Origin of the sequence: Polynucleobacter sp. JS-JIR-II-b4 (genome assembly GCF_018687815.1) — a bacterium.
In the GTDB taxonomy this organism is placed as follows: Bacteria; Pseudomonadota; Gammaproteobacteria; order Burkholderiales; family Burkholderiaceae; genus Polynucleobacter.
In genome coordinates, this window is record NZ_CP061306.1 from 1,426,912 (window position 1) to 1,449,758 (window position 22,847).

A 22,847-nucleotide genomic window follows, 5' to 3' on the forward strand; every position below is an offset into this window, starting at 1 on the left:
AACTAGGGGAATGGCTCAAACACAGGCAACCACGGCAATTCCGCTCACTGCAATAGAACTCTATTGTAGGCAGGAAGCCGATACCGCTTCTCTTGCTAAGCAACTGGCGGCTCGTTTTGAGCAATTTCTGACTAAGCAGCCAGGTTCACACTTAAATATCTCCCTAGAGGGTGATCTTGGCGCCGGCAAAACAACCTTTGCAAGATACCTCATTCAAGCATTGGGTCATGAGGGCAAGGTAAAGAGTCCTACTTACACTTTGTGCGAACCCTATCCACTCAATTTAAAAGATCAAGCAATCACTGTTCACCACTTTGATTTGTATCGCATGCGTGATCCCCTGGAATGGCAAGAAGCGGGATTTGCAGAACATTTTGATTTTCCGGGTATTTGCTTAATCGAATGGCCAGAAAAAGCAGAAGGCACTTTGCCAAATTTTGATATTCAGATTCTGTTATCTGCAGGCACAGATGAGAATGAGCGCTCGATCACTATTAATGCCTTATCTATTCAAGGTAAAGCTGTAGTCGATGATATTCAAATCCCTCAGTAATGACTCAATAGTGAATGAGAAATAAAAAGATCAACCTCTCTAGAAGGCAGCATCTTAAGGCTTCCGCAAAGCTCTTGAGCTTTGCCCTTTTGCTTACTGAGATAGATATTGCTTGGGGTGCCAAGATCTTAGGTGTTCGTGTCTGGCCTTCTGAGGACTACACCCGCGTTACCTTGGAGTCCGATACACCACTGCCTATTACCCAACAGATTCTGACAAATCCAGATCGCTTAGTAGTTGACGTGCAAGGATTGGAGCTCAATCCCACTCTAAAAGATTTGGTAGCCAAGGTAAAGCCAAACGATCCCTACATCTCGCAAGTTCGGGTTGGCCAGTTTCAGCCAGGAGTTGTGCGTTTGGTATTTGACTTAAAAGAACCCATCAAGCCACAGCTCTTTACGCTTGATCCCATTGGTGAGTACAACTACCGCATGGTGTTTGACCTCTACCCTACTACGCCACCAGATCCATTAATGGCTTTAGTGAGAAGTAGCGCCAAGAAAGAAAGCGCTCTGGAAAAATCTAATGAAGAAGTCGATCTGATTGCGCAGTTCGCCACCAAGAAAGAAAAAGAGCTGGCTAAAACTCCAGCAGCACCAGTTGCACAAGCCATTCCAGACCCCAAGGAATTGCCAGCGCCCGCTAAGTACAAACGTTTGATCACGATTGCAATTGATCCTGGCCATGGTGGTGAAGATCCTGGTGCGATTGGTGCTGCAGGCTCACGAGAAAAGAATGTAGTGCTTGCAATTGCCAAGAGACTCAAAGACAAGATTGAAGGCGAGGCCTATATGCGCCCTTTCTTAACTAGAGATGGCGATTACTTTGTGCCACTGCATGTCAGAGTTCAAAAAGCCAGACGTGTTGAAGCCGATTTATTTGTATCCATTCATGCAGATGCCTTCATTGAAAGAAACGCCAAGGGAGCATCCGTATTTGCACTTTCTCAAATGGGAGCCAGTAGCACTGCTGCCAGATGGATGGCCAACAAAGAAAATGCTTCTGACCTGATTGGCGGCATCAATATCAAAACACAAGATCGTCAAGTTGCTAACCTACTCCTGGATATGTCGACTACGGCCCAGATCAAAGACTCACTACAAGTGGGCAACTCGATTCTGAAGCAAATTGGAGGATTTGCACCCCTACATAAGGGGAAGGTGGAGCAAGCCAGTTTTGCGGTTTTGAAGGCTCCAGATATTCCCTCAATCCTAGTTGAGACGGCTTTTATTAGCAACCCACAGGAAGAGGCCAGGTTGAATGATGATGGCTACCAAGATCGGATTGCAGAGGCGATTTTGAGGGGAATTAAGGACTATTTTTCTAAAAATCCACCGGTTGCCAGACGGATCAACTCCTAGGAACTTGTAAGTACAAGGGCTGAGGGGCAGACCCCACAAACCCAGGGAAGACCTACAAACTTCTTGCTATAATTTATGGCTTAACTGGGTCGGTAGCTCAGTCGGTAGAGCAGCGGACTTTTAATCCGTTGGTCGCGAGTTCGAATCTCGCCCGACCCACCAGTTATACAAAAGCCACCTTCGGGTGGCTTTTTCTTTTAGAGACGCAAGCAATCAAGAGCCCTTTTTTTAATACCCAAACGCTTTTCTGCTTTCATTGAGCATGAATAATGCAACTAGAAAAAGAGTGCATCCAAAAATACGTTTTAATCTAGGCGCCTCTAATTTATTTACCACTCTTGCCCCGAGCGGTGCAGCAAGAATGCTCGTAATAACAATGCACAATAAAGCGGGTACATACACATAGCCAAGAGAGTACTCAGGTAAAGATGAATTACCCCAACCTCCATAGATATAACCCAATGTAGATGATGCAGCGATTGGAAAACCTAAGCCCGAGGAATTTGCCATTGCATTATGGGGTTTGATATTGCACCAAATCATAAATGGGACCGTAATAAAAGCGCCGCCCGCACCTAATAGACTAGCGATCACGCCCGTCAACACACCAAAAGCAAAGAGCCCAAAGGCTCCAGGTAAACCTCGTGCAGCATGAGGGGACCTATTCAGAATCATTTGGGTGGATGAGTAAAGCATAAAAATGGAAAATCCTAGCGATAGCCAAGCTCCATTAATGACATCAAAAAATTTTCCGCCGCCAATTACAGCCCCCAAGACAAGACCAGGAGATAAGGAAATAACTAGTTTCCAGTTAATATTGCGACGTTTCTGATGAGCTATTACGGCCGAGGAAGTAGTAAATAACACGCTAGCCATACCTGTAGCAATTGCCATATGCATCAGAACATTTTCATTAAAGCCTAAACGGCCAAATATCAGAATCATTAGTGGAACTAAAATTACTCCACCCCCAATTCCCAGTAGGCCAGCTAAAAATCCAGATAGGCTTCCACCTAGCATCAACCAAGCTATATCACCGATTGACATGCCTCACCCCACAAAGAGTAACAAGAACTTCAGAGGATGGGGCATGTAAAGATTACTTCGCTAGAGCGGACTCAGAAAACTTAGCTACACTTAGTAACTTAGCATCACATCTATAGTTTCCAATAAGCTGAATGCCTAGTGGCAAACCATTCTTTGACTTACCAGCAGGAATCGTAATAGAAGGGGTTCCCAAAAAGCTCCAGAGGGCACAGAAGATTGGATCCCCAGTAGATGCCTGACTCTTAGGAGCCTCTCCACTTGCCGGGGCCATTAAAAATGCATCAAAGCTATCAAAGTAAGTGGCGATAGAATTACGTAGATTTTTTTGTAAGAACTTTGCGGCAACATAAGCAGGAGCGTTATGCTTTAGACCCCTTGTAACCAACCCTTGAATATGAACGCTAAGTGAATCATTCACATGCTCAGTATGATGCGCATGTATTTCTGCAGCCTCTGACTCCAAAATAAGATTCATTGCTTGGATCGCGTCCCAGTACTCTTGGGGCAAAGATAACTTCTGAACGATAGCGCCTGATTCTTCGAGTTTCTGGACAGCTAAATTTAATGCCTGCTTCTGATCATCAGACATCATATGGTCCAGCGGTGTCTCTAGCAATGCAATCTTTGGCTTGTCCAGCATAGGCAACTCTTTTGTTGCGCCAAAGACCAAATCTGGAATAACGATTAATTCAGGATCAGATGAATCACTATTTTTTAAATTATTAAAAGCAAAAGCCATATCGTCAACCGACCGCGTGAAAAACCCAATATGGTCTAGCGAGTAGGACAAGGCGTGAGCACCAAGCTTAGAAACTGCACCGTAACTCGCCTTATAACCAACTACCCCACAATATGCTGCCGGCCTAATAATTGAGCCTTGCGTTTGCGATCCCAGCGCTAATGGCACTATCCCTGCGCCAACCGATGCCGCTGAACCACTAGAGGATCCTCCAGGGGTATATTCAGCATTAACTGGATTTGTTGTTGGGCCTGGATTACGCCAAGCAAACTCGGTCGTTACTGATTTACCAAATATTACGCCGCCAAGACTGCGAATTTTTTTAACAATCGTAGCGTCTTCGGCGGGAGTCTTATCTTTATAAATGGGTGACCCATTAGTCGTTGGAAGATCAACAGTATTAATAATATCTTTAACGGCAATTGGAATTCCTGAGAGCGGGCCTGCCTTTATCTGCTTGGTCATAGAATCTAATGAGGCTCTTGAAACAAAGGCCTTAAGAACGGGCTCCACTTCATTTGCCCTATCAAAACAGGCCCGCAAAAAATCTATAGGCTTTAATTCATCGGCAGAAATTAAGTTACAAGCCTCAGTCAGTCCAATTGTATTTTTCATATGTTTTATTTATTCAAAGAAATGGGGCGTAAAAATACGCCCCAAGTGGATTAATAATAGCGATTACTTCAATTTCAAAGCGTTTTGAATATAGGTTTCGTTAATAAAGTTTTCAAAGACAGGTTGCTCTTTTAAATTACCTAAAGCAATTTGTGTATCCATTGAAATTTTGAGTGCCGCAGGAGTGATTTGAACGCTCTTAGGGAATACGTTTTCACTCATCATGCGAGTTACCGCATTTTCAACAACTTGAGGATCAAGCGTTGGAAACTCTTTTTTGGCAACCTCAATAGCTCCCTTGGGATCTTTAGCCATATAACGAAGCGCAACCTCCATACCGTTCACCATTCTCTGAGCTGATACTGGATCAACCGTCTTCATTGCAGTAATGGATGAGAAAGCGTAAGCACCATAAGTTTTCGGGAAGCCTAAAACAACCTTCATTCCTTTGATCGCCACTTGATCAAGGCCCGGCTCGTACAGCACCGCAACCTTTGCCTGACCACCCAATAGCGCCGCAGGTTCTGTGCCCAGAGGAACCTGGATCATATCGATATCTTTATCACTCATGCCATTTTCCTTAAGCAACTTAAGGAACAAAGAGGTGCTTGTCGTTGGCATTAAACCAGTAACAACTTTTTGGCCCTTGATGTCCTTAACATTCGTAAATTTCACATCAGGAGCTGTTGCAATCCATACAGCAGCGCCGTTAACAGCATTACTAATAATGCCAACATTGGCGCCCTTAGAAGCGGCAATAGCAGTCCATTCTGGACCATGAATTGAAAACTGCGAACTTCCTGAAAGTACCGAAGATAAAGCCGCGGTAGGAGATCCAGCGGTTTCTTTAATCACACTTAAGCCCTGGTCTTTAAAGAAGCCTTTATCAATTGCGACATAAAGGGGTAGATACAACATTGACTGAAATGCCTGAGAAATAGTGACTGTCTTTACTTCTGCGGTAGCGCTAAACGACATGCCAGCAATAGCTAATGCAGCAACTGTTACTTGTAGCTTTTTGTAAATCGATTTCATGAAAAACCTCCGTGAGATTAATAAAAAATTACATCCGAATTTGTGTGCGTCCAGAATCATTGCGCCATGGGAACAAGAAGCGCTCCAGCGAATCAATGCCGTGATACAGAAAGAAACCAACAATCATCAACATGAATAACCCAACCCAAACAGAATTGAGCTCATATAAGCTTGAGGCGTTGTAAATCATGTGTCCTAAACCAGCTTTTGATGAAATGAATTCACCCACAACTGCGCCAACTAATCCAAAGCCTACATTGATGCGAAAGTTGGAAACAATCGCCGGCATTGAAGAAGGGACAACCACTTGACGAAATATTTGTTTGCGGTCAGCGCCCATGGAATACAGCAATGATTGCAAATCCTTATCGGCTTCTTTAGTTGCCTGATGTGCTGCAATGAGAGCAATAATTGCTGTCATAGAGACAACCAATACGACCTTAGCACCCAGACCTGTTCCAAACCAAAGCAAAATAATGGGAGCTAATGCAATTTTTGGAACGCTATTAATAGCAACAATGAATGGCTCCACAATCTGGGAAACCCATTTTGAGTACCAAAGGAGTAACCCAATACTAGTACCAACAAGCGTACCAATCACAAAGCCCAATAAAGCCTCCCAAAGCGTATACCCCGTATCAATAAAGATGGAGTAATCCATCACGCTCGCAATGAATCTTTTCCATATCCCAAAAGGAGTTCCAACTAGAAATTCCGAGATGAATCCAAATTCCGCGAGGATTTGCCAAATAGCGAAAAAAATTACAACCGATAAAATCTGAATAAGTGACTTTCCAAAGCTTGTATCGAGCATTTGGCTCATTGTTTTCTTTTCGCGGCTCATGCCAATTCATCCTTTCTGGTTTGAATATCCAATTCAGAGCAAAGTAGATGAAAATATTCACCAAAATTTTTGTGTGATCTAGCTTCGATTGGAGATGAGCGCTCAATATCAATTTGATGCACATTTTTAACTACTGTAGGTCTACCGCTTAGCGCAACAACTCGCTTAGATAAGGCTACAGCCTCATCAATATCATGGGTAACTAAGATGACCGTCTTTTTAAACTTTGCTACAGCATCAAGCAGAACACTCTCAAGGTAGAGTCTAGTTTGATAATCCAGGGCCGAAAATGGCTCATCAAGCAATAGGATGTCGGGATCCATTAAAAGAGTACGGATCAGTGCAACGCGCTGACGCATCCCCCCCGAAAGAGTCTGAGGGTAGGATTTTTCAAAACCGGATAACCCAAAGGTGTTGAGGTAGTCCCTTGCCTTCTCAACCCCATTAGCATCATCCTCGCCCCGAACCCGCAATCCAAGCATGACATTCTCAAGAACCGTGCGCCATGGGAACAGAAGGTCTTTTTGCATCATGTAACCAACCTTACCTCTGAGGCTTTGAATTTTGCTGCCTCTATAGATCATATTTCCGTTATCAGCCTCGAGGAGCCCGGCAATGATATTAAAAATAGTTGACTTTCCACACCCACTCGGCCCAATGATGCTTAAAAAATCTTGCTCCATCACATCAAATGTAAGTCCATTAAGAACTGGAACTGGGCCATCTTTACTAGAAAATGACTTGCGTATTGAATCTAATGAAAGTTGCACTACAGGAATACTCACTATCAATCTCCATGAAATATTTTTATTGGGGTTGATACTTACATAAGCTCCCATCACTAGTGAATGTAGCTGCATTAATTTAGTGCGCAATCATCGATAAAAGTGCAGCATTCATCAATGTGGTGCGCACTATCAGTACACTACTTAGTTCAAATAAAAAAACTACCCTTAGGTAGTTTTTTTATTTGAATGATTAATAATTAAATTAAACGACTGACTAAAACTTTAAATATCTCTCCATTTTTATCCGTCAGTTCATCTAGTATTGTGTAGTGATTTTTTTCGGGGATGGTTTTAAAACTGCCCTCCGCCTCAGTTGAATTTCTATAGACAGAAAAATCAACCGACTGCCTTTGCATCTCTGGCAATTCAGAGCCACCTACAAAGATATCTAGGGGCTTGGAGGTATTTTGCTGAAGCAGAATTGGTGAATTCTTTAATGAAGTACCTTCATCCAGCGCTAGTTTTTCATTGATATAGCAATGTCTCATTGGCTCTAAATCGTAAATCCCACTAATTGCAGTGCCCCCTAGGACGCACTCTTCATCCTGAACCATTGATATGAGATGGGCACCCGCAGACCAGCCTATTAGCCATAGACCTTGAGGAACCATCTGATTCTTATTCATGTAAACGCCAATTGCTTTTAGGCCATCTCTTACATCCCGAACAATTTCATGCATATTGGCATAGGGCGCCAAACGATACCCGAGCATTGCCACGCTAAAACCCGCCTGAACCAATGGAGGAGCAACGAAAGTAAAGTCATCCTTAGACCGCATCTGCCAGAACCCGCCATGCAAAAATACGATAACGGGAGCATTGTCTCCCGCGGAGAAAAAATCGAAAGATTGAAATTTTGTATCCCCATAAGAAATATCACAATCCCCAGGTAGTTTTTCCTTGGCCGAGATACTAGACTGAACCCATGACCGCACGATCTCTGCGCTATTAGCAACGGCTAAAGAATTGTTGTAAGCCTTATCTAAATTCTCTTTGGAAAAATTTTTCCACATGCCCTACACTCCTAAGATAAATTCAATCACTTACTTATTGGTCCATTATGCCCACAATTTTTGAACGCGATACAGCCCGAGCCTTTTGTGTAGATGCTCCGATAGAGATACTCTCGACAAAATCAGGCCCGCTAAAAGATTTAACCTTTGGGGTAAAGGATATTTTTGACATCGCTAATATACCAACAGCATTTGGGAGTCCTGCCTGGCTGAACTCCCATCCCATTCCTACTGAGACGGCTACATTTATCTCAAGCCTTGTAGATGCTGGCGCGTCATTAGTTGGGAAGACTCATACTGACGAACTAACCTATAGCATTCTAGGAATGAATGCGCATTACGGTACACCCTTAAATACTGCCGCCCCCAACAGAGTTCCAGGAGGATCTTCTAGCGGATCAGCATCTGCAGTTGCTGCTAAGCTAGTTGACTTTGCTATAGGCTCAGATACTGGGGGTTCTGTTAGAGCTCCGGCTAGCTTCTGCGGTATATATGGTTTCCGCCCTACACATGGGCGTATTAGCCTTGAGAGAGCTCGTCCACTAGCAAAAAGTTTCGATACTTTAGGTTGGTTTGCACGAGATCCAGAAATCCTCTTAAAGGTGGGAGAAGTTCTTTTTAATGAAACTCGGGCAAGAAACGCCAGCGCATCCTACTTTTTCTTAAAAGAGGCATTTAACTTATTACCCCCCAGCCTTAGCAAACAGGCGCAAGAAGCTATCTCACTCCGACTGGGAAGAGCTCAAATTCCTACGGTTGAGATCGGCAACTGCGAGCTCAAAGATTGGGCAGAGACATTTAGAATTATTCAAGCTGGAGAAATCTGGGAACAGCATGGTAATTGGGCATCCGAACATCTCAGCGAGATGGGGCCTGGAGTAAAAGATCGCTTTGAGGCTGCGCGCTCCATCACTGAGGATCAAAAAATTAAAGCTCGCTCTGACCGAGAAAAAGTCACTACCAAGATGGCTCAACTGCTTTCTGAAAATACTTATCTAATACTTCCCACCGTTTTTGATATAGCGCCACGCTTGGACTCAAGCGCAAAAGAATTTGATGACTTTAGAAAAAATAGTTTTCAATTACTTTGTATCGCTGGCCTATGCGGCCTCCCACAAGTAACACTGCCCTTGCTTACCATTCAAGATGCACCATTTGGGGTATCCATCCTAGCCAAGCAAAATATGGACATGTCACTTTTAGGTGAAATCTATGCACCAACATGAAGAATAGTAATCGTTAATACCTATAAGATAGCCTTAGGATGCATACATTACTTAAAGGAATGGATGCATGAACTCAAAAAAATTCTCTAGGCGCGACACACTGGTACTCGGCCTCAAATCTAGTCTTGCTTTAGCGATGGGATCTATCGGCCTCAGCGCAAAAGCAGAAGAAAAGAAGTTATTGATTGGGTATTGGCCCATTGCAGCCGGCCTACCTTTTTATGCTGCCGTTGATCGTGGTCTCTTCAAACAAGCAGGAGTAAATGTAGAGGCCGTGAAGTTTGCAAGCCCAAATCAGGTAGTAGAAGCTATGATCGCTGGCAGGATTGATGGTTGCGCAAATGGGGTAGCCATTACAGCGCTTGCCTTAGCTGATGCTCAGTCACCCGGTTCAATCAAATTTACTTGCATGAACTACGCAAACGAAAAATATATCTTGGACCAGGTTATCGTTCCAATTAACTCCAGTATTAAGGGGATTTCTGAGCTTGCCGGGAAAAAAGTTGCCTGTGGTCCTGGAATCAATAATGTTACTCTCGCTAAAGCAGTTCTAGCAGGCGCGGGAGCGATCAATGCTCAAGTCATTGAGTTGCCTATTGCCCAAATCCTACCGGCCTTAGTAGCCGGTCAAATTGATGGGGCCTATGTACTAGAGCCAACTGCAGTCATTGGAAAACAACAAAAAATCTCACGCTCGATTGGCGCAGGAGTGGTATCAAAATATGTTTTGGGTGATAACCTTCCTTGGATAGGCGGCGCAGCTGCACTCACCTCTAAGACGCTAAAAGAAAAAGCGGACTTAATTAATGGATTTATTAAAGGGTATGCAGGGGGCGTTGAGTATGTTCGCAAAGAAGGTATGGCTGCCAATCAATATCTAAAAGGCTATACAGCGATTGACGGCGATTTAGCCAAAGAGGTGCCAATTAGCGGATACATCCAATATAACGAAGTGAAAGCTGCTGATGTAAAAGCATTGCAACGACTATTTGATGTATTTACCGAGCGTAAAGTTTTTGAAAAACCCATATCGGCACTAACACTTATCTACAAGCAGTCCTAATAATGAATTTGAATCATCGCAAGCACCTATTCATGGTGCTTCCCTTTATTGGGCCGGTCCTGCTTTATCTACTCTGGTCGCTAACACTCTCGGCGAAGTGGGTTTCACCAACGTTACTGCCTGCTCCGAATGCAACCTTTGAATACATGGGCCACCTATTTGTTACGGGGGCAATTTTTAAGGATCTTTGGGCGACTGTACTTCGCACTTTCTACGCATTTCTAATTGCCTGCGTAATCGGAGTTCCTCTTGGCGTCATTTTAGGTAGCTCAGTCCCAGCCTACAGAAGTGTTGAATTTTTAATTGATTTTTTCAGATCAACACCATCTTCGGCACTGATTCCGTTGTTTATGCTGATCTTTGGTATTACTGATATTAATAAAATTGCGATCGCCGCCTTTGCAGCCGTGCTTGTTATTCTCTTTAATAGCGCCTATGGCGTAATGAATGCCAAGAAAACCCGGGTTATGGCAGCCAAGACTATGGGCATTAGTAACTTCCATATTTTTAAAGACGTACTTCTAATGGAAAGCCTGCCTCAAACCTTTGTAGGGCTTAGGACTGGTGTATCCCTAGCGCTGGTTATAGTGATTGTTGCCGAGATGTTCATTGGGTCTGAAGCAGGTCTAGGGCACCGAATTATTGATGCTCAGCAAGTATTTAATATCAAAGATATGTATAGCTCAATACTTATTACCGGTGCACTTGGTTACGCGCTTAATTTAATCTTTATGGCAACTGAATCGAAGTTAGTTCACTGGAGCGGAAAAGCATGAGCCAAAACCCGCCACGCACGCACGTCACTATTCGGAACTTATGCAAAGAGTTTGGCGGCGCGACTCTTTACAAAGACTTTAACTTTGAAATTCCGTATGGAAAGATTATTTCTATATTTGGGCCAAATGGTTGCGGAAAATCTACTCTTATTAATATGATCGCAGGGCTAATGCCCTATGACTCTGGTCAGGTCTTGTTTGATGGAAAAGATTTAAAAGATACTAAGATTGGGTATGTCTTTCAAAACTACAGAGACGCTCTATTTCCATGGATGAGCTCCCGCGACAACATAGCCTATCCGCTAAGGCGCACTGGAATGAGCGAGGCTAAAGTAACTGCTCGCGTCAAGGAATTGGTTCAGCTATTTGAAATACGATTCAATCTGGATCTATACCCTTATGAGCTTTCTGGTGGACAACAGCAAACCATATCAATTATGCGAGCCTTAGCACCTAAGCCAGAGATACTCTTCCTAGATGAGCCATTCTCAGCCTTAGACTTTGAAATGACACTCTTCATCAGAGAAAAGCTGCAAGAGGCGAACATTACCACTGGTACAACAATGATGATCGTCTCTCATGATCTTGAAGATGCGGTCTTTCTAGCCGATGAGATTCTCCTTCTCACAAGAAGACCAACGGCGATTGCCTCTCTTTTATATTTTGATATGCCAAAACCACGCTTGCCTGAAGCAGTAAGCCATCCTGAGTTCATTCAGATCAAGTCAAAAGCCCTTGAAATCTTTCAAGCAGAAATGCGAAAATAAGCCTCATGAAAAGCAATCAAGCACTTATAGGAATATGGAAATTATTTTCCTACGAAGTAGAAATACAAGAAACGGGCGAGTTTTTTTATCCCCTAGGACAGAAACCAACTGGATTCATCTGCATCACTGAAAATAACCATGTCATGGTGACATTAACTGGTGAGGGTCGAAAGCCAGCCTCAAGCAGCGAAGATAGCGCGGAATTATTAAACAGCCTAGTATCCTACGCAGGCACCTACCGCATAGAAGGTAATGAATGGATCACGAGCGTTCAGGTTGCCTGGAAGCCTGATTGGGTGAATACAGAGCAAAGACGTCAATTTGAAATTCAAGATGACCGCCTTCGCGTTTTGACTACTTGGCGCATCATGCCCAATTGGGCAGATAAAGGTCTACAGCGCAGTATCTTAACCTTTGTTAAAACAGATTAACCCTCTCCCAAGTACTCGCTAATCATTTCCTCTGATTGCAGTAGATCTACTGCATTACCTTCTAGGGTAATTTTTCCAGAAGAAAATACGTATCCACGGTCAGCAATCTGCAATACGGTTTTCGCGAATTGATCTACCACCATCAGCCCCGTACCCTCACCTGCAATTTTTTGGATTGCCTGATAAACCTCAGCCACCAGCTTAGGGGCAAGACCTAAAGACGGCTCATCCAATAGGAGTAGGTCTGGTGCTGACATCATCGCCCTTCCAAACGCCAGCATTTGCTGTTCGCCTCCAGAAAGAGTTCCAGCGGGCTGGTTAAAACGCTCTCGCAAGCGCGGGAAAAGCGTCAGCATATCTTCAATTCTTTGCTTTCGAATAGAAGCAGATTTTGTATAACCGCCCAGCAATAAATTTTCCCCAACCGTTAGCTCTGGAAATACCTGTCTACCCTCTGGTACAAGCGCTAATCCAAGGGATACCCGTTGATGCCCAGGGATGCTGGATATATCCCTGCCCTTAAATCGAATACTTCCCCTGCTTGGGATCAAGCCCGACAATGCCTTCATTAAAGTGGATTTACCCGCTCCGTTTGCGCCGAGCAAGGCTAAGGTCTCATGATTTTTTGCAACGAGGTTAATATCTTTTAAAACAGATAAATTTCCATAGCCGGCTGATAAATTACTAATCTCCAATATCGCTTGTGGATCTATGTTGCTAGCCTTAGGAAAAACATGAAGCTTCGCCACCCCAAGATAGGCCTCGATTACTTGAGGCATCTCACGCACTTGCTCAGGCGCACCCTGCGCAATAACTTGGCCACTATCCAACACTACTATTTCATCGCAAGTGCCCATGACAAGCCTGACATCATGCTCCACAAGTAATACCCTAATACCTAGACCAGCAAGATGGCCAAGCAATTGACTCAAATCGTCTTTTTCTTTTGCAGACAAACCAGCGGCTGGCTCGTCTAATAAGATGAGGTCTGGATTACAAGCTAGCGCACGAGCAATCTCAACTAAACGGCGATCAACAAACGCCAACTCACTCGCATAGCAGTTTAACTCTTGCTTATATCCAACTAAATTGAGTAATTCATAAATAATGGAGTCATGATCAACTCCTTTTGGCAGGGCTATATATAAATTTTCATAGACTGTAAGTGAGCCAAATAATTGAGTCGCCTGAAATGTTCTTGCAATACCAAGGCCAGCCTGTTGATAAGTTGGATGTGACGATAAATTTTCATTCAAGCGACTCACATGACCACTTCCAGCTTGATAAAAACCACTAATTAAGTTCAGTAACGTGGTCTTTCCGGCACCATTTGGACCAATCAGGCCAACGATTTTTCCAGGCTCGATTGAAAAACTGACATCGCTAACGGCTTTTACTCCACCAAAACGAATAGAAAGATCTTCTATCTTTAATAAGCCATTTCGGAGGCCTGCTTTAAGCCATTGATCAATATTGCCATTTCCAATTGGTTTCTTCGGGTTTTTAGTGCCCGCTTTCGCCTCATAAAGAGAAGCAATTCCATTTGGGCGGATCCAAAGAATTAAAACTAACAATATTCCGAAGACTAGGATTCGATACTCCGCCAATCCCGACAAGACTTCCGGTAGGCCCGCAATAATGATGGCCCCAATAACTGGTCCAGTTAGAGTTCCCACTCCACCTAAGATGGTGAGTAGAAGAAATAAGATGGATTGGAATAAATTAAAATTTTCAGGGCTAATAAACCCTACCATTGGAGCAAAAAGCGCTCCAGCTAATCCAGTAATTCCAGCAGAAATTGCAAAAGCTAAACTACGAATTTGAACTGGATTTATCCCAATAGCGATCGCAGCTGCTTCAGCATCACTGGATGCCTTAAGTGATTTGCTAAATCGTGATTTAGTTAGGAGTAAATAAGCAAAACCGGTTAACACTGCTATTAGGATAATTAACCCAACATGCCAGCGGATATCAAATACAAATCCAAAAAGGCTGGGCTTATCGATATCCGAGATACCGTTAAACCCTCCGGTAATTGGCTCCGCTTCAATAATGATATTTTCTAATATCAGCCCAAATGCAATAGTCACCATTGCTAGATACGGACCCTTGACTCGTAATGCAGGCGCAGCCAAAATCAAACCCAGCACAAATGCCATCAACACGCCTACAGGCAAAGTCTGCCAAAAACTAAATCCATATTTAGTAGTGAGGATGGCTTCGGTATATGCCCCAATCGCAAAAAAGGCAGCGTGACCTATTGATATCTGTCCTGCAATACCAATCAGCAAGGCTAAGCCATAGCCAACCATTGAAAAAATACCTGCCATACCTAATATATAGAGCCAATATGTATTCGGAGAAAAAATAACTCCGAATATGCCCAATAAAATGAAGAGGGTAGCCGCTACTGCTGTTGAATTGATCCTCATACTTTATAAACCCCTTTTTTTCCAAAGAGGCCATTTGGTTTGAAGATCAGAATAATGATAAGTAAGCCAAAACCTAGAATTTCTCTAAATGCAGAAGGCAACTGGGCAGCAATAATGGACTCAAAGACGCCATAGCCAATTCCAGCCACTAGACAACCTGGGGCACTCAATATCCCACCAATAATTGCAGCAGCGAATGCCTTTAAACCAATGAGAGTACCCATGCTTGCAGAGACATTTAATTTTGGTGCAATTAACATCCCTGCCAGACCTGCCAGCGCCGTTGAAACTACGTACGCCAAAATAATTAATTTTTTAACGTTAATACCCTGAAGGATTGCGGCATCTCGGTTTTGAGCTGCCGCTAGTAATGCTCTACCAACAATGGTTTTTTTAGATAATAGCCACAGAATTATTGCAACACTGATTCCCACTGCGGGAATAATGAACTCAATAGGATAAATTCCAGCATTGAATAAACGAATAGGCTCAGAAATAGACGGCATAGGAATACTTCTAGGCTCCTGACCGAAAGTGAAGCGAACGATGTTTTCTAAAATAATTCCAAACGCAATCGTAGACAGCAGCCAGGAAACAGAATTATTTTGACAAAAAGGCCGAACGAAGAAACGCTCAACGATTATTCCGAGCAGCCCAGACATCAGCAGAACCAGCGGAACGGCAATTAAGATGTCAATGCCTAGACGTGTATGCACTTCATAAAACATGACTGCGCCAAACATGAGTGTGGCACCAAGAGAAAAATTAACGGTATTTGAAACTACAAAGGTGATGTGATACCCAAGTGCTAGTAGTCCGTAAATACTCCCCGTTGCTAAGCCTGCAATTAATACATCTAAAGAAATCATAATTTAAGGATAGTAACGGGGGGTAAAGAAATTAATTGACCGGTACTGCAACGTTACCTACAAAATGAACCCATATGTAGTCACGATCTGTGAGCGCATCTTGGCTTTCAGCTGAGAAAGGCTTCTTATAAGTCTTGATGAGCCCCTTGTACTCAGGGATTTCATAAAATGCCTCGCGAATTTTTTCACCGTTAGTTGATCCAGCTTTATTAATAGCTAAAGCTGTCAACATAGTCGCATCATATGCATTAGCCGTACCTACCGGCGCTACGATATCATTAACTCCCTTAATCTCAGGATAGCGCTTTTTCAACTCAGCAATCACTTTTTCGCCAACCGGACTTTGCTTGCCAAAGAAGCTGTAAGTCTGAACGAAAACAACGTCTTTGTAGCGAGGGCCCGCTAATTCATCAAAACGGCCACCCGAGATGCCCCAATGTGAAACTACTGGAACATTCCAATTCATGCGCTCTAAAGATTTCATTACTTGCGCAGCTACTCCAGTATTGCCAACCAAAATGATAGAGTCAGCACCGGCATTTTTAAGGCGCGTCAGCTGAGCAGTAGTATCAATATCATTAGTATTGTATTTTTCTTGGCCCGCAAGCGTAATATTTAAGGCGGCAGCGGCCTTTTCTAAGCCCTTCATATTTGAATCGCCCCATGGGTTATTCACCAACATAGATCCAGGATGCTTTGACTTGAATTTATCTTGTGCATATTTAAGCATTCCATAATCTACACGCTCATCAACTGCCGATACCCTAAACATATAGTTAGGATTTTTATTGTTGTTAGTGATGCCTGTGCCTGCTGCCCATACGCCCATATATGGAGTTTTTAATTCAGACATCACGTTAATTAAGGACATAGATACTGGTGTATCGATTCCACCAAACACTACAGCAACCTTCTCCTTCTCAATCAACTCCCTTGCGGCTAATTGGCCTTTGGCTGGATTTGATTCGTCATCACGTCTTACCAATACTAATTTCTTACCACCCAGTACGCCGCCTTTTGCATTAATTTCATCAATCGCCACCGTCATTCCTCGGGTAATGGATTCTCCAGATAATGCGGAGTCTCCAGATAAGGCGGCTACAAGGCCGATTTTGACTTGCTCTTGCGCACTAACAGGAGCTGATAGAAACATCAAAGGAAGAAGCAAAGATCCTAAATATTGAGTTGGAGTGAGTTTCATGTATTTACCTTTTAAGCAAAAGTGAAGTTAAGTTAAATGTGATGTGGATGATGAATTTCTACTGCATTTCTTGTAAAACTACGTCGTCCATTCTTAAGTCCGAACAAAGGGATGGCTAACTCAGCAATGGCTTGCGAAGAAGATGTGCAATCGAGCACTACTAAATTTGCTGGATGATTTACTTCAATACCGTAGTTAGAAAGACGCATTAGTTGAGCGGACCTCGTAGTCACCATATCTAGGCAGTCGTGGAAATTTGGCTCGCTGACATGGGCAATATTTGCATATAGATTCGCCATTCGAATTAATGAGCAATCCCCAAAAGGGGTAAAGGGATTTAGGACGTTATTCGTAGAAAGACTGCAATTGACTCCATGTTCTAACATTTCATGGACACGGACCACACCTCGATTATGGTTACACGTATGGTCTCGCCCCATCAAGTAAAGATCAGTTGAAGGCAATACAGTTACCGCCACCCCAGAATCAGAAAGCATTCCAATGACTTCACCCAAGTGCTCAGATGGGAGATAGGTCAGCTTGGTTACATGCCCAATAGCTACGCGTCCGCCATAGTTAAATTCTTTAGTTTTTTGACATACGTATTCAACGTCTAAATAGTCAGCGTTATTTCCAAAATCTAGATGCATGTCGATATCCGCATCGAAATCCTTAGCAATCCGGAATACACGATCGATTTGCTCTTTTGAATCTGCGTCCGTATAGGGTGCGGCACCTACTACTCTAGCGCCCATTTTCATAGACTCAACCATTAGTTCTTCAGTGCCAAGATTATTAGTCAACCCTTCTTGCGGGAATACGCACACCTCAACATCAATAGCCCATTTATATTTTTCAATGGCAGCAAACACACCCTCAAGTCCCCGTAGACCAATAACCGGATCAACTTCAACATGGGTACGCATATGCATCGTACCGTGTGAAATCGATTTCTCTAGAGTCTTGCAAGCACGCTCGAAGACATCATCCTGAGTAAACAACTTCTTTTGAAGTGCAACCTGGCTTATAGCCTCTTCAATAGTTCCTTTAGAGCTATGACAGCGTGACAATATGCATGACTTATCAAGATGAATATGGGATTCACAGAATGGCGGGATAACTAAGCGCCCACCCAAATCCAGAATTTCATGGGCTTCGGAAAGGCTCTTTTCAATAGCAACAATCATTCCTTGGTTGATGCCGATATCTACCGTCTCTGTACGCCCGTTAATTCGAGCATTTTTTAATATTAATTCCATGGCATTCATTAAGTTGAGGCTGAAAACGAAAGTTCACTACAAGCGGAAGAACCGTCAGATTAAGAAATCCGCGTGGAATTAAATTTAGACCCAAGGAAGAGGTCGAAGATTAGTCATTGCACTAAATTAGTGCGAATAAATTTTGATAGCCTTTAAATAGTGCAGTGGCAGCACCGAATTGACTTAATTCAAGAAAAATTAGCAAGATGTAGATTTAAAGAAACCATCTATTAATCGCACATTCAATCGCACGCTCATTTTTTGGTCGGATAGGCTATTGATTTATGTGGGGTTTTGAAGACCCGCGACTTCTTTTAATCCGTTGGTCGCGAGTTCGAATCTCGCCCGACACACCAGTTATACGAAGGGATCACAGCAATGTGGTCCCTTTTCTTTTGGTTGTTTGGAATGTGTCGGTAACTTATGGCGGCAATAAGCAATCTGTTGGACCGCTGTAGACTGGGATGACAGACGACCAAAGAAAAAACCACCCGAAGGTGGCTTTAGTATTTCTTGCTTGCCTAGGGCAGTATCAAAAAAGGCCTGAGATTCTTTACAAATATTTATTTAACTTGCAGTTTTAAACCACAAAGCTGTCAATGTCGCCTATACGGTGCACTAGTAAAAGATTGCTTTTTCTCAAGATGTCTAAATGTAATACGGCCTTTACTCAAGTCATAGGGAGAGACCTCCAAAGAAACCTTATCTCCTGCCAATATACGGATGTGATTTTTTTTCATTCTTCCCGCTGTATAGGCAATAAGCTTATGGCCATTATCCAAAGTAATTCGATAACGAGAATCTGGCAGAATTTCATCAACAAGACCTTCCATTTCCAGCAAGGCTTCTTTTGCCATTTAACATCCTTTATAAAAATAAAAAGCCCAGTCATGCTGGGCTTTGGACCAGGCAAATAATTTCCGCCTGGCATTTGCATCTGATTTAAACAGGTTGAATATTGGATGCTAACTTGCCTTTAGGGCCAGTAGTAATATCAAAAGTCACCTTTTGACCTTCAGCTAAAGACTTAAATCCGCTGCTATTGATTGCTGAAAAATGGGCAAATAAATCTTCGCCACCGAGTTCAGGGGTAATAAAGCCGAAGCCTTTAGCGTCGTTAAACCATTTCACAATTCCGTTTGCCATATCTGACTATTCCTTAAAAAATATAAAAGGGACAAAGCCCCAAATGAGGCGAAAGTCAAGAATGGCGGGGGAGATGCTAAGAAGAACTATCGCAGAACTGCGGTATTAATTACTAGTACAACAACACTATTAGCTTGAAAATCGCTATATGTATTTTACTCTACTTTTGTCATAAAAGATTACTTACTAACAAATTACCTCTAAAACAGCCATAGGTGCAGGTAAAAGCGCTTTGGCTATCTATTAGTCGCAAGTTCAAATACTGCCCGACCCACCTGTTATATAAAATCCCCCGAACTTACGTTCCGGGGATTTTTCCGTTGCCTAGGCGAAATACAGGTCACCCCAGGTGACTATGGGCTTTCCATTGGAGCGAAGTAAGTTAGTTCACCAAAGCAATTCCAGGCGGCTTCCACTCCCCCTCACCTGGCGGCAATATAGATGGAGGACTCTCTTTTGGCCAGTAAAGACGCATAACCATATAAATTGGACCGTTGGGTGCTGGCAGCCAATTTGCTTCTTTTGATTTACCTGGTGATTTATTTTGAATGTAGATCGTTACCGATGCATCAGCATTCTTCTTCAACCCTGGCAGCATTGGAGAATTAATTAGATAGCGATTGATTGGATTTTCGATTAAGAGTTGCGTCTTGCCATCGTAGATCGTGATGGACCAAAAGGCATTCACCGGTGGAAGTTGACCCTTTACAAAGGTGAACGTGTAACTGTGCTTGCTGCCATCAAGCATTTCTCCTTGGCTATCCATGCGAGTTAATGGATACATGGCTTCAACTGAATCGTTTGCGTAGATGCCGGCTTTTGCAACAGCAGCGCGTTTTAACCAATCTCCATTGAAGAAAGTACGATCCCCACCAGCTAGGCCGCCCACTCTCCACCCATTAAAGTCTTTACCTCCATTTGCAGCCATTTTTTCAATCTTCTCCTCACCTTCCTTCATGGCTAAAAGGATTGCAGCTTTGTGTTCGGCCGAGAGATCTTTGAACTCAAACTTTCTGCCGGGTCCGATACCAATGCTTGCCAATTTTTCCCGGATGGCATTTTCCTCGGGGCCGGCTGGTGCGTACTGAAGGGCAAAGCTTAGATATGCGAAGAAATTGGTTTTCACCATCTCTTTATTGATCTTAGGAAAATCAATTGCTGGGGCAGCGACTGGAGTAGGCTGTTTGAGATAAGCCGAAAGCGGTTGCGCTTTATACCCACTTTGCACCTTAACTACATTGGGCATATCAGCCGCATTGAAAAGTTGAGTGCGATAGATTGCTGCAGAAAATTGGGTTGATGAACGAAAGACTTTTTTAATACCCTTAGGTGTTTCGCCCTGCCAATCAGGCCCAACTACCATATAGTCGCCAGCCTCATTGCCAGTAGCGCGGCTACCGATATAACCATAATTAAACGTATTACCATCGCATAACATCACTGCGTAATAACGCTTTTTATCTACTGCAGGCACCGATAACACCATTGGCTCTGATCTCAAATCCATAAACACAATCGAATAAGGAGTATCGCTATTGGGCGAGACTACTGTCGTATCTTTATAGGTAAAGACACGCGCCTCATTATTGATTTCATTAAAGGGAGCTTTGAACTGCCCTGAGTCACGATCAATCGCGTAGTCATACATGACTGCATAGTTCATGACGATCGGAAGTCCGTAGATGAATCCTTCTTCTGCAATCGCCTTTGTCTCTTCAAGGCTTGGTACTGGAATGCCCGCTACGGCATCTTTCTTTTCCGTTTGAGAAACGGCATCGTTCTTATTGCTGCATCCAACACTCATTACTGCCACGATGGCCGCAATGATTAATCCGATAAAAGCTGAAATGTGGCGATTTTTCATGGTGCCATCCCTCTTTTTTCTCAAGCAATTCGATATTGATACCACTGCACATATGCAGCATCACCCACCCTCATCACGGGGTGGGCAGACGCAGAACAAACCTAAACCACTACCGCCGGTCAATAACGCGCTATTTTTTGGCGCTGGCGCCAGCGTTGTACTGGTAGTTGCCCTCAAGCTGGTCGAGAACGATGGTGTTAGGCGGGTTGGAATCAGCATTCGACGTCAGAGTCATGTCCTTATCCAACTTGCGCGATCTAAATTTCCATCCCTCCGGCAAGGTTAGGCGGTTGCCAAGAGTTGGCAGGCTTTCGATGGTGTTCTTGGGATCAATCTTCAAGGACAAACTGAACATGGTATACACAGCGCCCTCTGGGGTGATCAGCTCATACACTGTTTCGCCTGCATTGAAGAAAAAGGTATTGGTTCGCTTAGACACCAGCGCCTTATAAGCAGGCAGGGTTCCAGTGACGGCCTTGCTCAGGTCAGGGGTTTCGAAGAGGCCGAGTACGCGCAAGGGGATCGTGGAGATCACTCTCTCCTTGCAGCCATCCCAGGCCGTCCCGGTAATGCTGTTCGCTACGAGACGGCGCGGACCATTAAAGAGGACTCCATCGCTCCCGTATTTCTTTTTCAATTCATCTGCATTCAGCGCGCGGAAGCGTGCGTCCATCACATCGTTGGGTGCCTCAAGGTCCTTGCCAAGAGAATTGTAGTAGTAGCCGATCCCGCTGCCGTTGGCCTGGCGGTTCATGAATAGTATTTCGTAGAATGCCTTACCGCGCCAGTTTTCAATCTTGATTGGACAGGGATCCGTCAGACCAACTTTTTGGTCGGCTAAGGCCGGTGTCATGCCAACAAGCAATATGAGCGTTAGCGCAGCTACTTTTATAGTTATATCTGTAATTATCTTCATTTAGCTCTCCCGTAAGAAGGTGATATAGCGCTCGAGATGATGAGTACATATTACTCAAAATCATAAATAATTCTACCTAAGTCGCGTAGATTTATCTATCAAATCAAAAATTACTGCAAGTCTACGATTTAAGTCAAAACCAGAGTAAACCAAGACCTGTTCTTATTCCAGCCCGCCTAGTTGATCAGCAGTACATCAATCACTACACGCCGATTCTAGAGGTCAGACTTAGGCTTGCAGGTGAGCGACTGGCTCAACTACTCAATAAAACTTTTTAATAGTAATTGAAGCTTCAGAAAAACTATTCACAAATACCCGTCAAGAGTAAGCTGCCAGAGAAGAAACCAAAAGGTTTTTGCTTCCCCTTTACAAATTCATCAATATTCAAATAATCTACAAAGACCCCACTTTTACTGGCTGCCTTTTGGACCCAAAGTACTTTAAATGCATTTTTCTCGCTGCCGGACGCAAGCACCTTAGGATTTTTTAGAGCGTCCATTACATCGCCAAAAACCTCGCCCGTTTTCTTCATCACAGTAAATTTCTGCCCTATTCTTGAGTTATTTTGCAAAATCTCTAAAGAACCATCATTCTTAATATGAGCATCGCTCATCACTTCGCATTGGTAAATTTTGGAATCAGCCAAGACTTGCAATGGAGAGGTCAATATGATTACGGAAAGTATATTGAATAAGTAATTCATAGTTTTATCTCTTTGTAATAAGTTCGAAAAAAATCTTTAGATCCACTAATTTCTTTTAATCATTCAGCCATACAAAAACCTTCACTACTCATCCCAAGGAAATCTAGCGCGGGACAGCTCCTCCATGATTTCTCGTTTACTGCGACCGACCCTTCTAGAATGATTGGAGGCTTGCAGACCTTCACTCCCATGATTCGAT

Annotated in this window: 22 protein-coding genes and 1 tRNA gene; 8 read left to right on the forward strand and 15 right to left on the reverse strand. The window is 43.4% G+C overall.

Annotated features, from left to right (window positions below; genetic code table 11):
• The first annotated feature begins 10 nt into the window (after positions 1-10).
• From tsaE to ICV90_RS07160, 3 genes are all read left to right on the forward strand, one after another.
• Entirely contained in the window at positions 11-553 is a 543-nt protein-coding gene (gene tsaE, locus ICV90_RS07150) for a tRNA (adenosine(37)-N6)-threonylcarbamoyltransferase complex ATPase subunit type 1 TsaE (RefSeq protein WP_215357675.1), read from the forward strand.
• A gap of 14 nt (positions 554-567) precedes the next feature.
• Positions 568-1,914: an N-acetylmuramoyl-L-alanine amidase gene (locus ICV90_RS07155; RefSeq protein WP_215357678.1), complete on the forward strand. Its 1,347-nt coding sequence runs from the start codon at positions 568-570 to the stop codon at positions 1,912-1,914.
• An 86-nt stretch (positions 1,915-2,000) separates the two neighbouring features.
• Positions 2,001-2,076: transfer RNA gene (locus ICV90_RS07160), tRNA-Lys, on the forward strand.
• A gap of 66 nt (positions 2,077-2,142) precedes the next feature.
• On the opposite strand, the gene ICV90_RS07165 is transcribed toward ICV90_RS07160, so the two are convergent.
• The 6 genes from ICV90_RS07165 to ICV90_RS07190 form a co-directional block, all read right to left on the reverse strand.
• Positions 2,143-2,961 carry a sulfite exporter TauE/SafE family protein gene (locus ICV90_RS07165; protein WP_215357681.1) on the reverse strand — a complete coding sequence of 273 codons (819 nt, stop codon included), beginning with the start codon at positions 2,959-2,961 and terminating at the stop codon, positions 2,143-2,145.
• A gap of 52 nt (positions 2,962-3,013) precedes the next feature.
• Positions 3,014-4,315 (reverse strand): amidase, encoded by a 1,302-nt coding sequence (locus ICV90_RS07170; RefSeq protein ID WP_215357691.1) that lies wholly within the window; start codon positions 4,313-4,315, stop codon positions 3,014-3,016.
• A 63-nt stretch (positions 4,316-4,378) separates the two neighbouring features.
• Positions 4,379-5,350, reverse strand: a complete 972-nt coding sequence (locus tag ICV90_RS07175; protein WP_215357693.1) for an ABC transporter substrate-binding protein — start codon at positions 5,348-5,350, stop codon at positions 4,379-4,381.
• 28 nt (positions 5,351-5,378) lie between these two features.
• The gene (locus ICV90_RS07180; protein ID WP_215357695.1) at positions 5,379-6,194 is read right to left on the reverse strand and encodes an ABC transporter permease; all 816 of its coding nucleotides are present in this window, start codon (positions 6,192-6,194) and stop codon (positions 5,379-5,381) included.
• Positions 6,191-6,979, reverse strand: coding sequence for an ABC transporter ATP-binding protein (locus ICV90_RS07185; protein WP_215357704.1), 789 nt, complete (start codon positions 6,977-6,979; stop codon positions 6,191-6,193). The genes ICV90_RS07180 and ICV90_RS07185 overlap by 4 nt, the downstream gene beginning before the upstream one ends.
• A 200-nt stretch (positions 6,980-7,179) precedes the next feature.
• The gene (locus ICV90_RS07190; protein ID WP_215357706.1) at positions 7,180-7,995 is read right to left on the reverse strand and encodes an alpha/beta hydrolase; all 816 of its coding nucleotides are present in this window, start codon (positions 7,993-7,995) and stop codon (positions 7,180-7,182) included.
• A gap of 47 nt (positions 7,996-8,042) precedes the next feature.
• On the opposite strand from ICV90_RS07190, the gene ICV90_RS07195 reads away from it, so the two are divergent.
• From ICV90_RS07195 to ICV90_RS07215, 5 genes are all read left to right on the forward strand, one after another.
• Positions 8,043-9,221 carry an amidase gene (locus ICV90_RS07195; RefSeq protein ID WP_215357708.1) on the forward strand — a complete coding sequence of 393 codons (1,179 nt, stop codon included), beginning with the start codon at positions 8,043-8,045 and terminating at the stop codon, positions 9,219-9,221.
• 67 nt (positions 9,222-9,288) lie between these two features.
• A complete protein-coding gene (locus ICV90_RS07200) occupies positions 9,289-10,284 on the forward strand; it encodes an ABC transporter substrate-binding protein (RefSeq protein ID WP_215357711.1) in 996 nt (331 codons plus the stop codon).
• A gap of 2 nt (positions 10,285-10,286) precedes the next feature.
• Complete coding sequence (locus ICV90_RS07205) at positions 10,287-11,060, forward strand: ABC transporter permease (protein ID WP_011903027.1); 774 nt, start codon at positions 10,287-10,289, stop codon at positions 11,058-11,060.
• Positions 11,057-11,827 carry an ABC transporter ATP-binding protein gene (locus tag ICV90_RS07210; protein ID WP_215357713.1) on the forward strand — a complete coding sequence of 257 codons (771 nt, stop codon included), beginning with the start codon at positions 11,057-11,059 and terminating at the stop codon, positions 11,825-11,827. The genes ICV90_RS07205 and ICV90_RS07210 overlap by 4 nt, the downstream gene beginning before the upstream one ends.
• A 5-nt stretch (positions 11,828-11,832) precedes the next feature.
• The gene (locus ICV90_RS07215; protein WP_215357725.1) at positions 11,833-12,258 is read left to right on the forward strand and encodes a lipocalin-like domain-containing protein; all 426 of its coding nucleotides are present in this window, start codon (positions 11,833-11,835) and stop codon (positions 12,256-12,258) included.
• On the opposite strand, the gene ICV90_RS07220 is transcribed toward ICV90_RS07215, so the two are convergent.
• The 9 genes from ICV90_RS07220 to ICV90_RS07260 form a co-directional block, all read right to left on the reverse strand.
• Positions 12,255-14,690 carry an ATP-binding cassette domain-containing protein gene (locus ICV90_RS07220; RefSeq protein WP_215357735.1) on the reverse strand — a complete coding sequence of 812 codons (2,436 nt, stop codon included), beginning with the start codon at positions 14,688-14,690 and terminating at the stop codon, positions 12,255-12,257. The two genes, ICV90_RS07215 and ICV90_RS07220, sit on opposite strands and share 4 nt — an antisense overlap.
• Positions 14,687-15,559: a branched-chain amino acid ABC transporter permease gene (locus ICV90_RS07225; RefSeq protein WP_215357737.1), complete on the reverse strand. Its 873-nt coding sequence runs from the start codon at positions 15,557-15,559 to the stop codon at positions 14,687-14,689. Before ICV90_RS07225 ends, ICV90_RS07220 begins: the two co-directional genes overlap by 4 nt.
• A 31-nt stretch (positions 15,560-15,590) precedes the next feature.
• Positions 15,591-16,760 (reverse strand): ABC transporter substrate-binding protein, encoded by a 1,170-nt coding sequence (locus tag ICV90_RS07230; RefSeq protein ID WP_215357739.1) that lies wholly within the window; start codon positions 16,758-16,760, stop codon positions 15,591-15,593.
• Between the two features lie 32 nt (positions 16,761-16,792).
• Entirely contained in the window at positions 16,793-18,019 is a 1,227-nt protein-coding gene (locus tag ICV90_RS07235; protein ID WP_215357741.1) for an amidohydrolase family protein, read from the reverse strand.
• Positions 18,020-18,615: 596 nt separating this feature from the next.
• Positions 18,616-18,876: a translation initiation factor IF-1 gene (gene infA, locus ICV90_RS07240; protein ID WP_215357749.1), complete on the reverse strand. Its 261-nt coding sequence runs from the start codon at positions 18,874-18,876 to the stop codon at positions 18,616-18,618.
• Positions 18,877-18,961: 85 nt separating this feature from the next.
• On the reverse strand, positions 18,962-19,165 hold the full coding sequence (locus ICV90_RS07245; RefSeq protein WP_072583619.1) for a cold-shock protein: 204 nt from the start codon (positions 19,163-19,165) through the stop codon (positions 18,962-18,964).
• 382 nt (positions 19,166-19,547) lie between these two features.
• Entirely contained in the window at positions 19,548-21,029 is a 1,482-nt protein-coding gene (locus ICV90_RS07250) for a DUF1254 domain-containing protein (protein ID WP_215357757.1), read from the reverse strand.
• Between the two features lie 130 nt (positions 21,030-21,159).
• Complete coding sequence (locus ICV90_RS07255; protein ID WP_215357759.1) at positions 21,160-21,945, reverse strand: hypothetical protein; 786 nt, start codon at positions 21,943-21,945, stop codon at positions 21,160-21,162.
• A gap of 301 nt (positions 21,946-22,246) precedes the next feature.
• Positions 22,247-22,648 carry a hypothetical protein gene (locus ICV90_RS07260; RefSeq protein ID WP_215357761.1) on the reverse strand — a complete coding sequence of 134 codons (402 nt, stop codon included), beginning with the start codon at positions 22,646-22,648 and terminating at the stop codon, positions 22,247-22,249.
• Positions 22,649-22,847 lie beyond the last annotated feature (199 nt).

Coding starts and splice junctions, on each gene's coding strand:
- tsaE (WP_215357675.1), top strand. CDS start 11: ATGGCTCAAACACAGGCAACCACGGCAATTCCGCTCACTGCAATAGAA.
- ICV90_RS07155 (WP_215357678.1), top strand. CDS start 568: ATGAGAAATAAAAAGATCAACCTCTCTAGAAGGCAGCATCTTAAGGCT.
- ICV90_RS07165 (WP_215357681.1), bottom strand. CDS start 2,961: ATGTCAATCGGTGATATAGCTTGGTTGATGCTAGGTGGAAGCCTATCT.
- ICV90_RS07170 (WP_215357691.1), bottom strand. CDS start 4,315: ATGAAAAATACAATTGGACTGACTGAGGCTTGTAACTTAATTTCTGCC.
- ICV90_RS07175 (WP_215357693.1), bottom strand. CDS start 5,350: ATGAAATCGATTTACAAAAAGCTACAAGTAACAGTTGCTGCATTAGCT.
- ICV90_RS07180 (WP_215357695.1), bottom strand. CDS start 6,194: ATGAGCCGCGAAAAGAAAACAATGAGCCAAATGCTCGATACAAGCTTT.
- ICV90_RS07190 (WP_215357706.1), bottom strand. CDS start 7,995: ATGTGGAAAAATTTTTCCAAAGAGAATTTAGATAAGGCTTACAACAAT.
- ICV90_RS07195 (WP_215357708.1), top strand. CDS start 8,043: ATGCCCACAATTTTTGAACGCGATACAGCCCGAGCCTTTTGTGTAGAT.
- ICV90_RS07200 (WP_215357711.1), top strand. CDS start 9,289: ATGAACTCAAAAAAATTCTCTAGGCGCGACACACTGGTACTCGGCCTC.
- ICV90_RS07205 (WP_011903027.1), top strand. CDS start 10,287: ATGAATTTGAATCATCGCAAGCACCTATTCATGGTGCTTCCCTTTATT.
- ICV90_RS07210 (WP_215357713.1), top strand. CDS start 11,057: ATGAGCCAAAACCCGCCACGCACGCACGTCACTATTCGGAACTTATGC.
- ICV90_RS07215 (WP_215357725.1), top strand. CDS start 11,833: ATGAAAAGCAATCAAGCACTTATAGGAATATGGAAATTATTTTCCTAC.
- ICV90_RS07220 (WP_215357735.1), bottom strand. CDS start 14,690: ATGAGGATCAATTCAACAGCAGTAGCGGCTACCCTCTTCATTTTATTG.
- ICV90_RS07225 (WP_215357737.1), bottom strand. CDS start 15,559: ATGATTTCTTTAGATGTATTAATTGCAGGCTTAGCAACGGGGAGTATT.
- ICV90_RS07230 (WP_215357739.1), bottom strand. CDS start 16,760: ATGAAACTCACTCCAACTCAATATTTAGGATCTTTGCTTCTTCCTTTG.
- ICV90_RS07235 (WP_215357741.1), bottom strand. CDS start 18,019: ATGGAATTAATATTAAAAAATGCTCGAATTAACGGGCGTACAGAGACG.
- infA (WP_215357749.1), bottom strand. CDS start 18,876: ATGGCAAAAGAAGCCTTGCTGGAAATGGAAGGTCTTGTTGATGAAATT.
- ICV90_RS07245 (WP_072583619.1), bottom strand. CDS start 19,165: ATGGCAAACGGAATTGTGAAATGGTTTAACGACGCTAAAGGCTTCGGC.
- ICV90_RS07250 (WP_215357757.1), bottom strand. CDS start 21,029: ATGAAAAATCGCCACATTTCAGCTTTTATCGGATTAATCATTGCGGCC.
- ICV90_RS07255 (WP_215357759.1), bottom strand. CDS start 21,945: ATGAAGATAATTACAGATATAACTATAAAAGTAGCTGCGCTAACGCTC.
- ICV90_RS07260 (WP_215357761.1), bottom strand. CDS start 22,648: ATGAATTACTTATTCAATATACTTTCCGTAATCATATTGACCTCTCCA.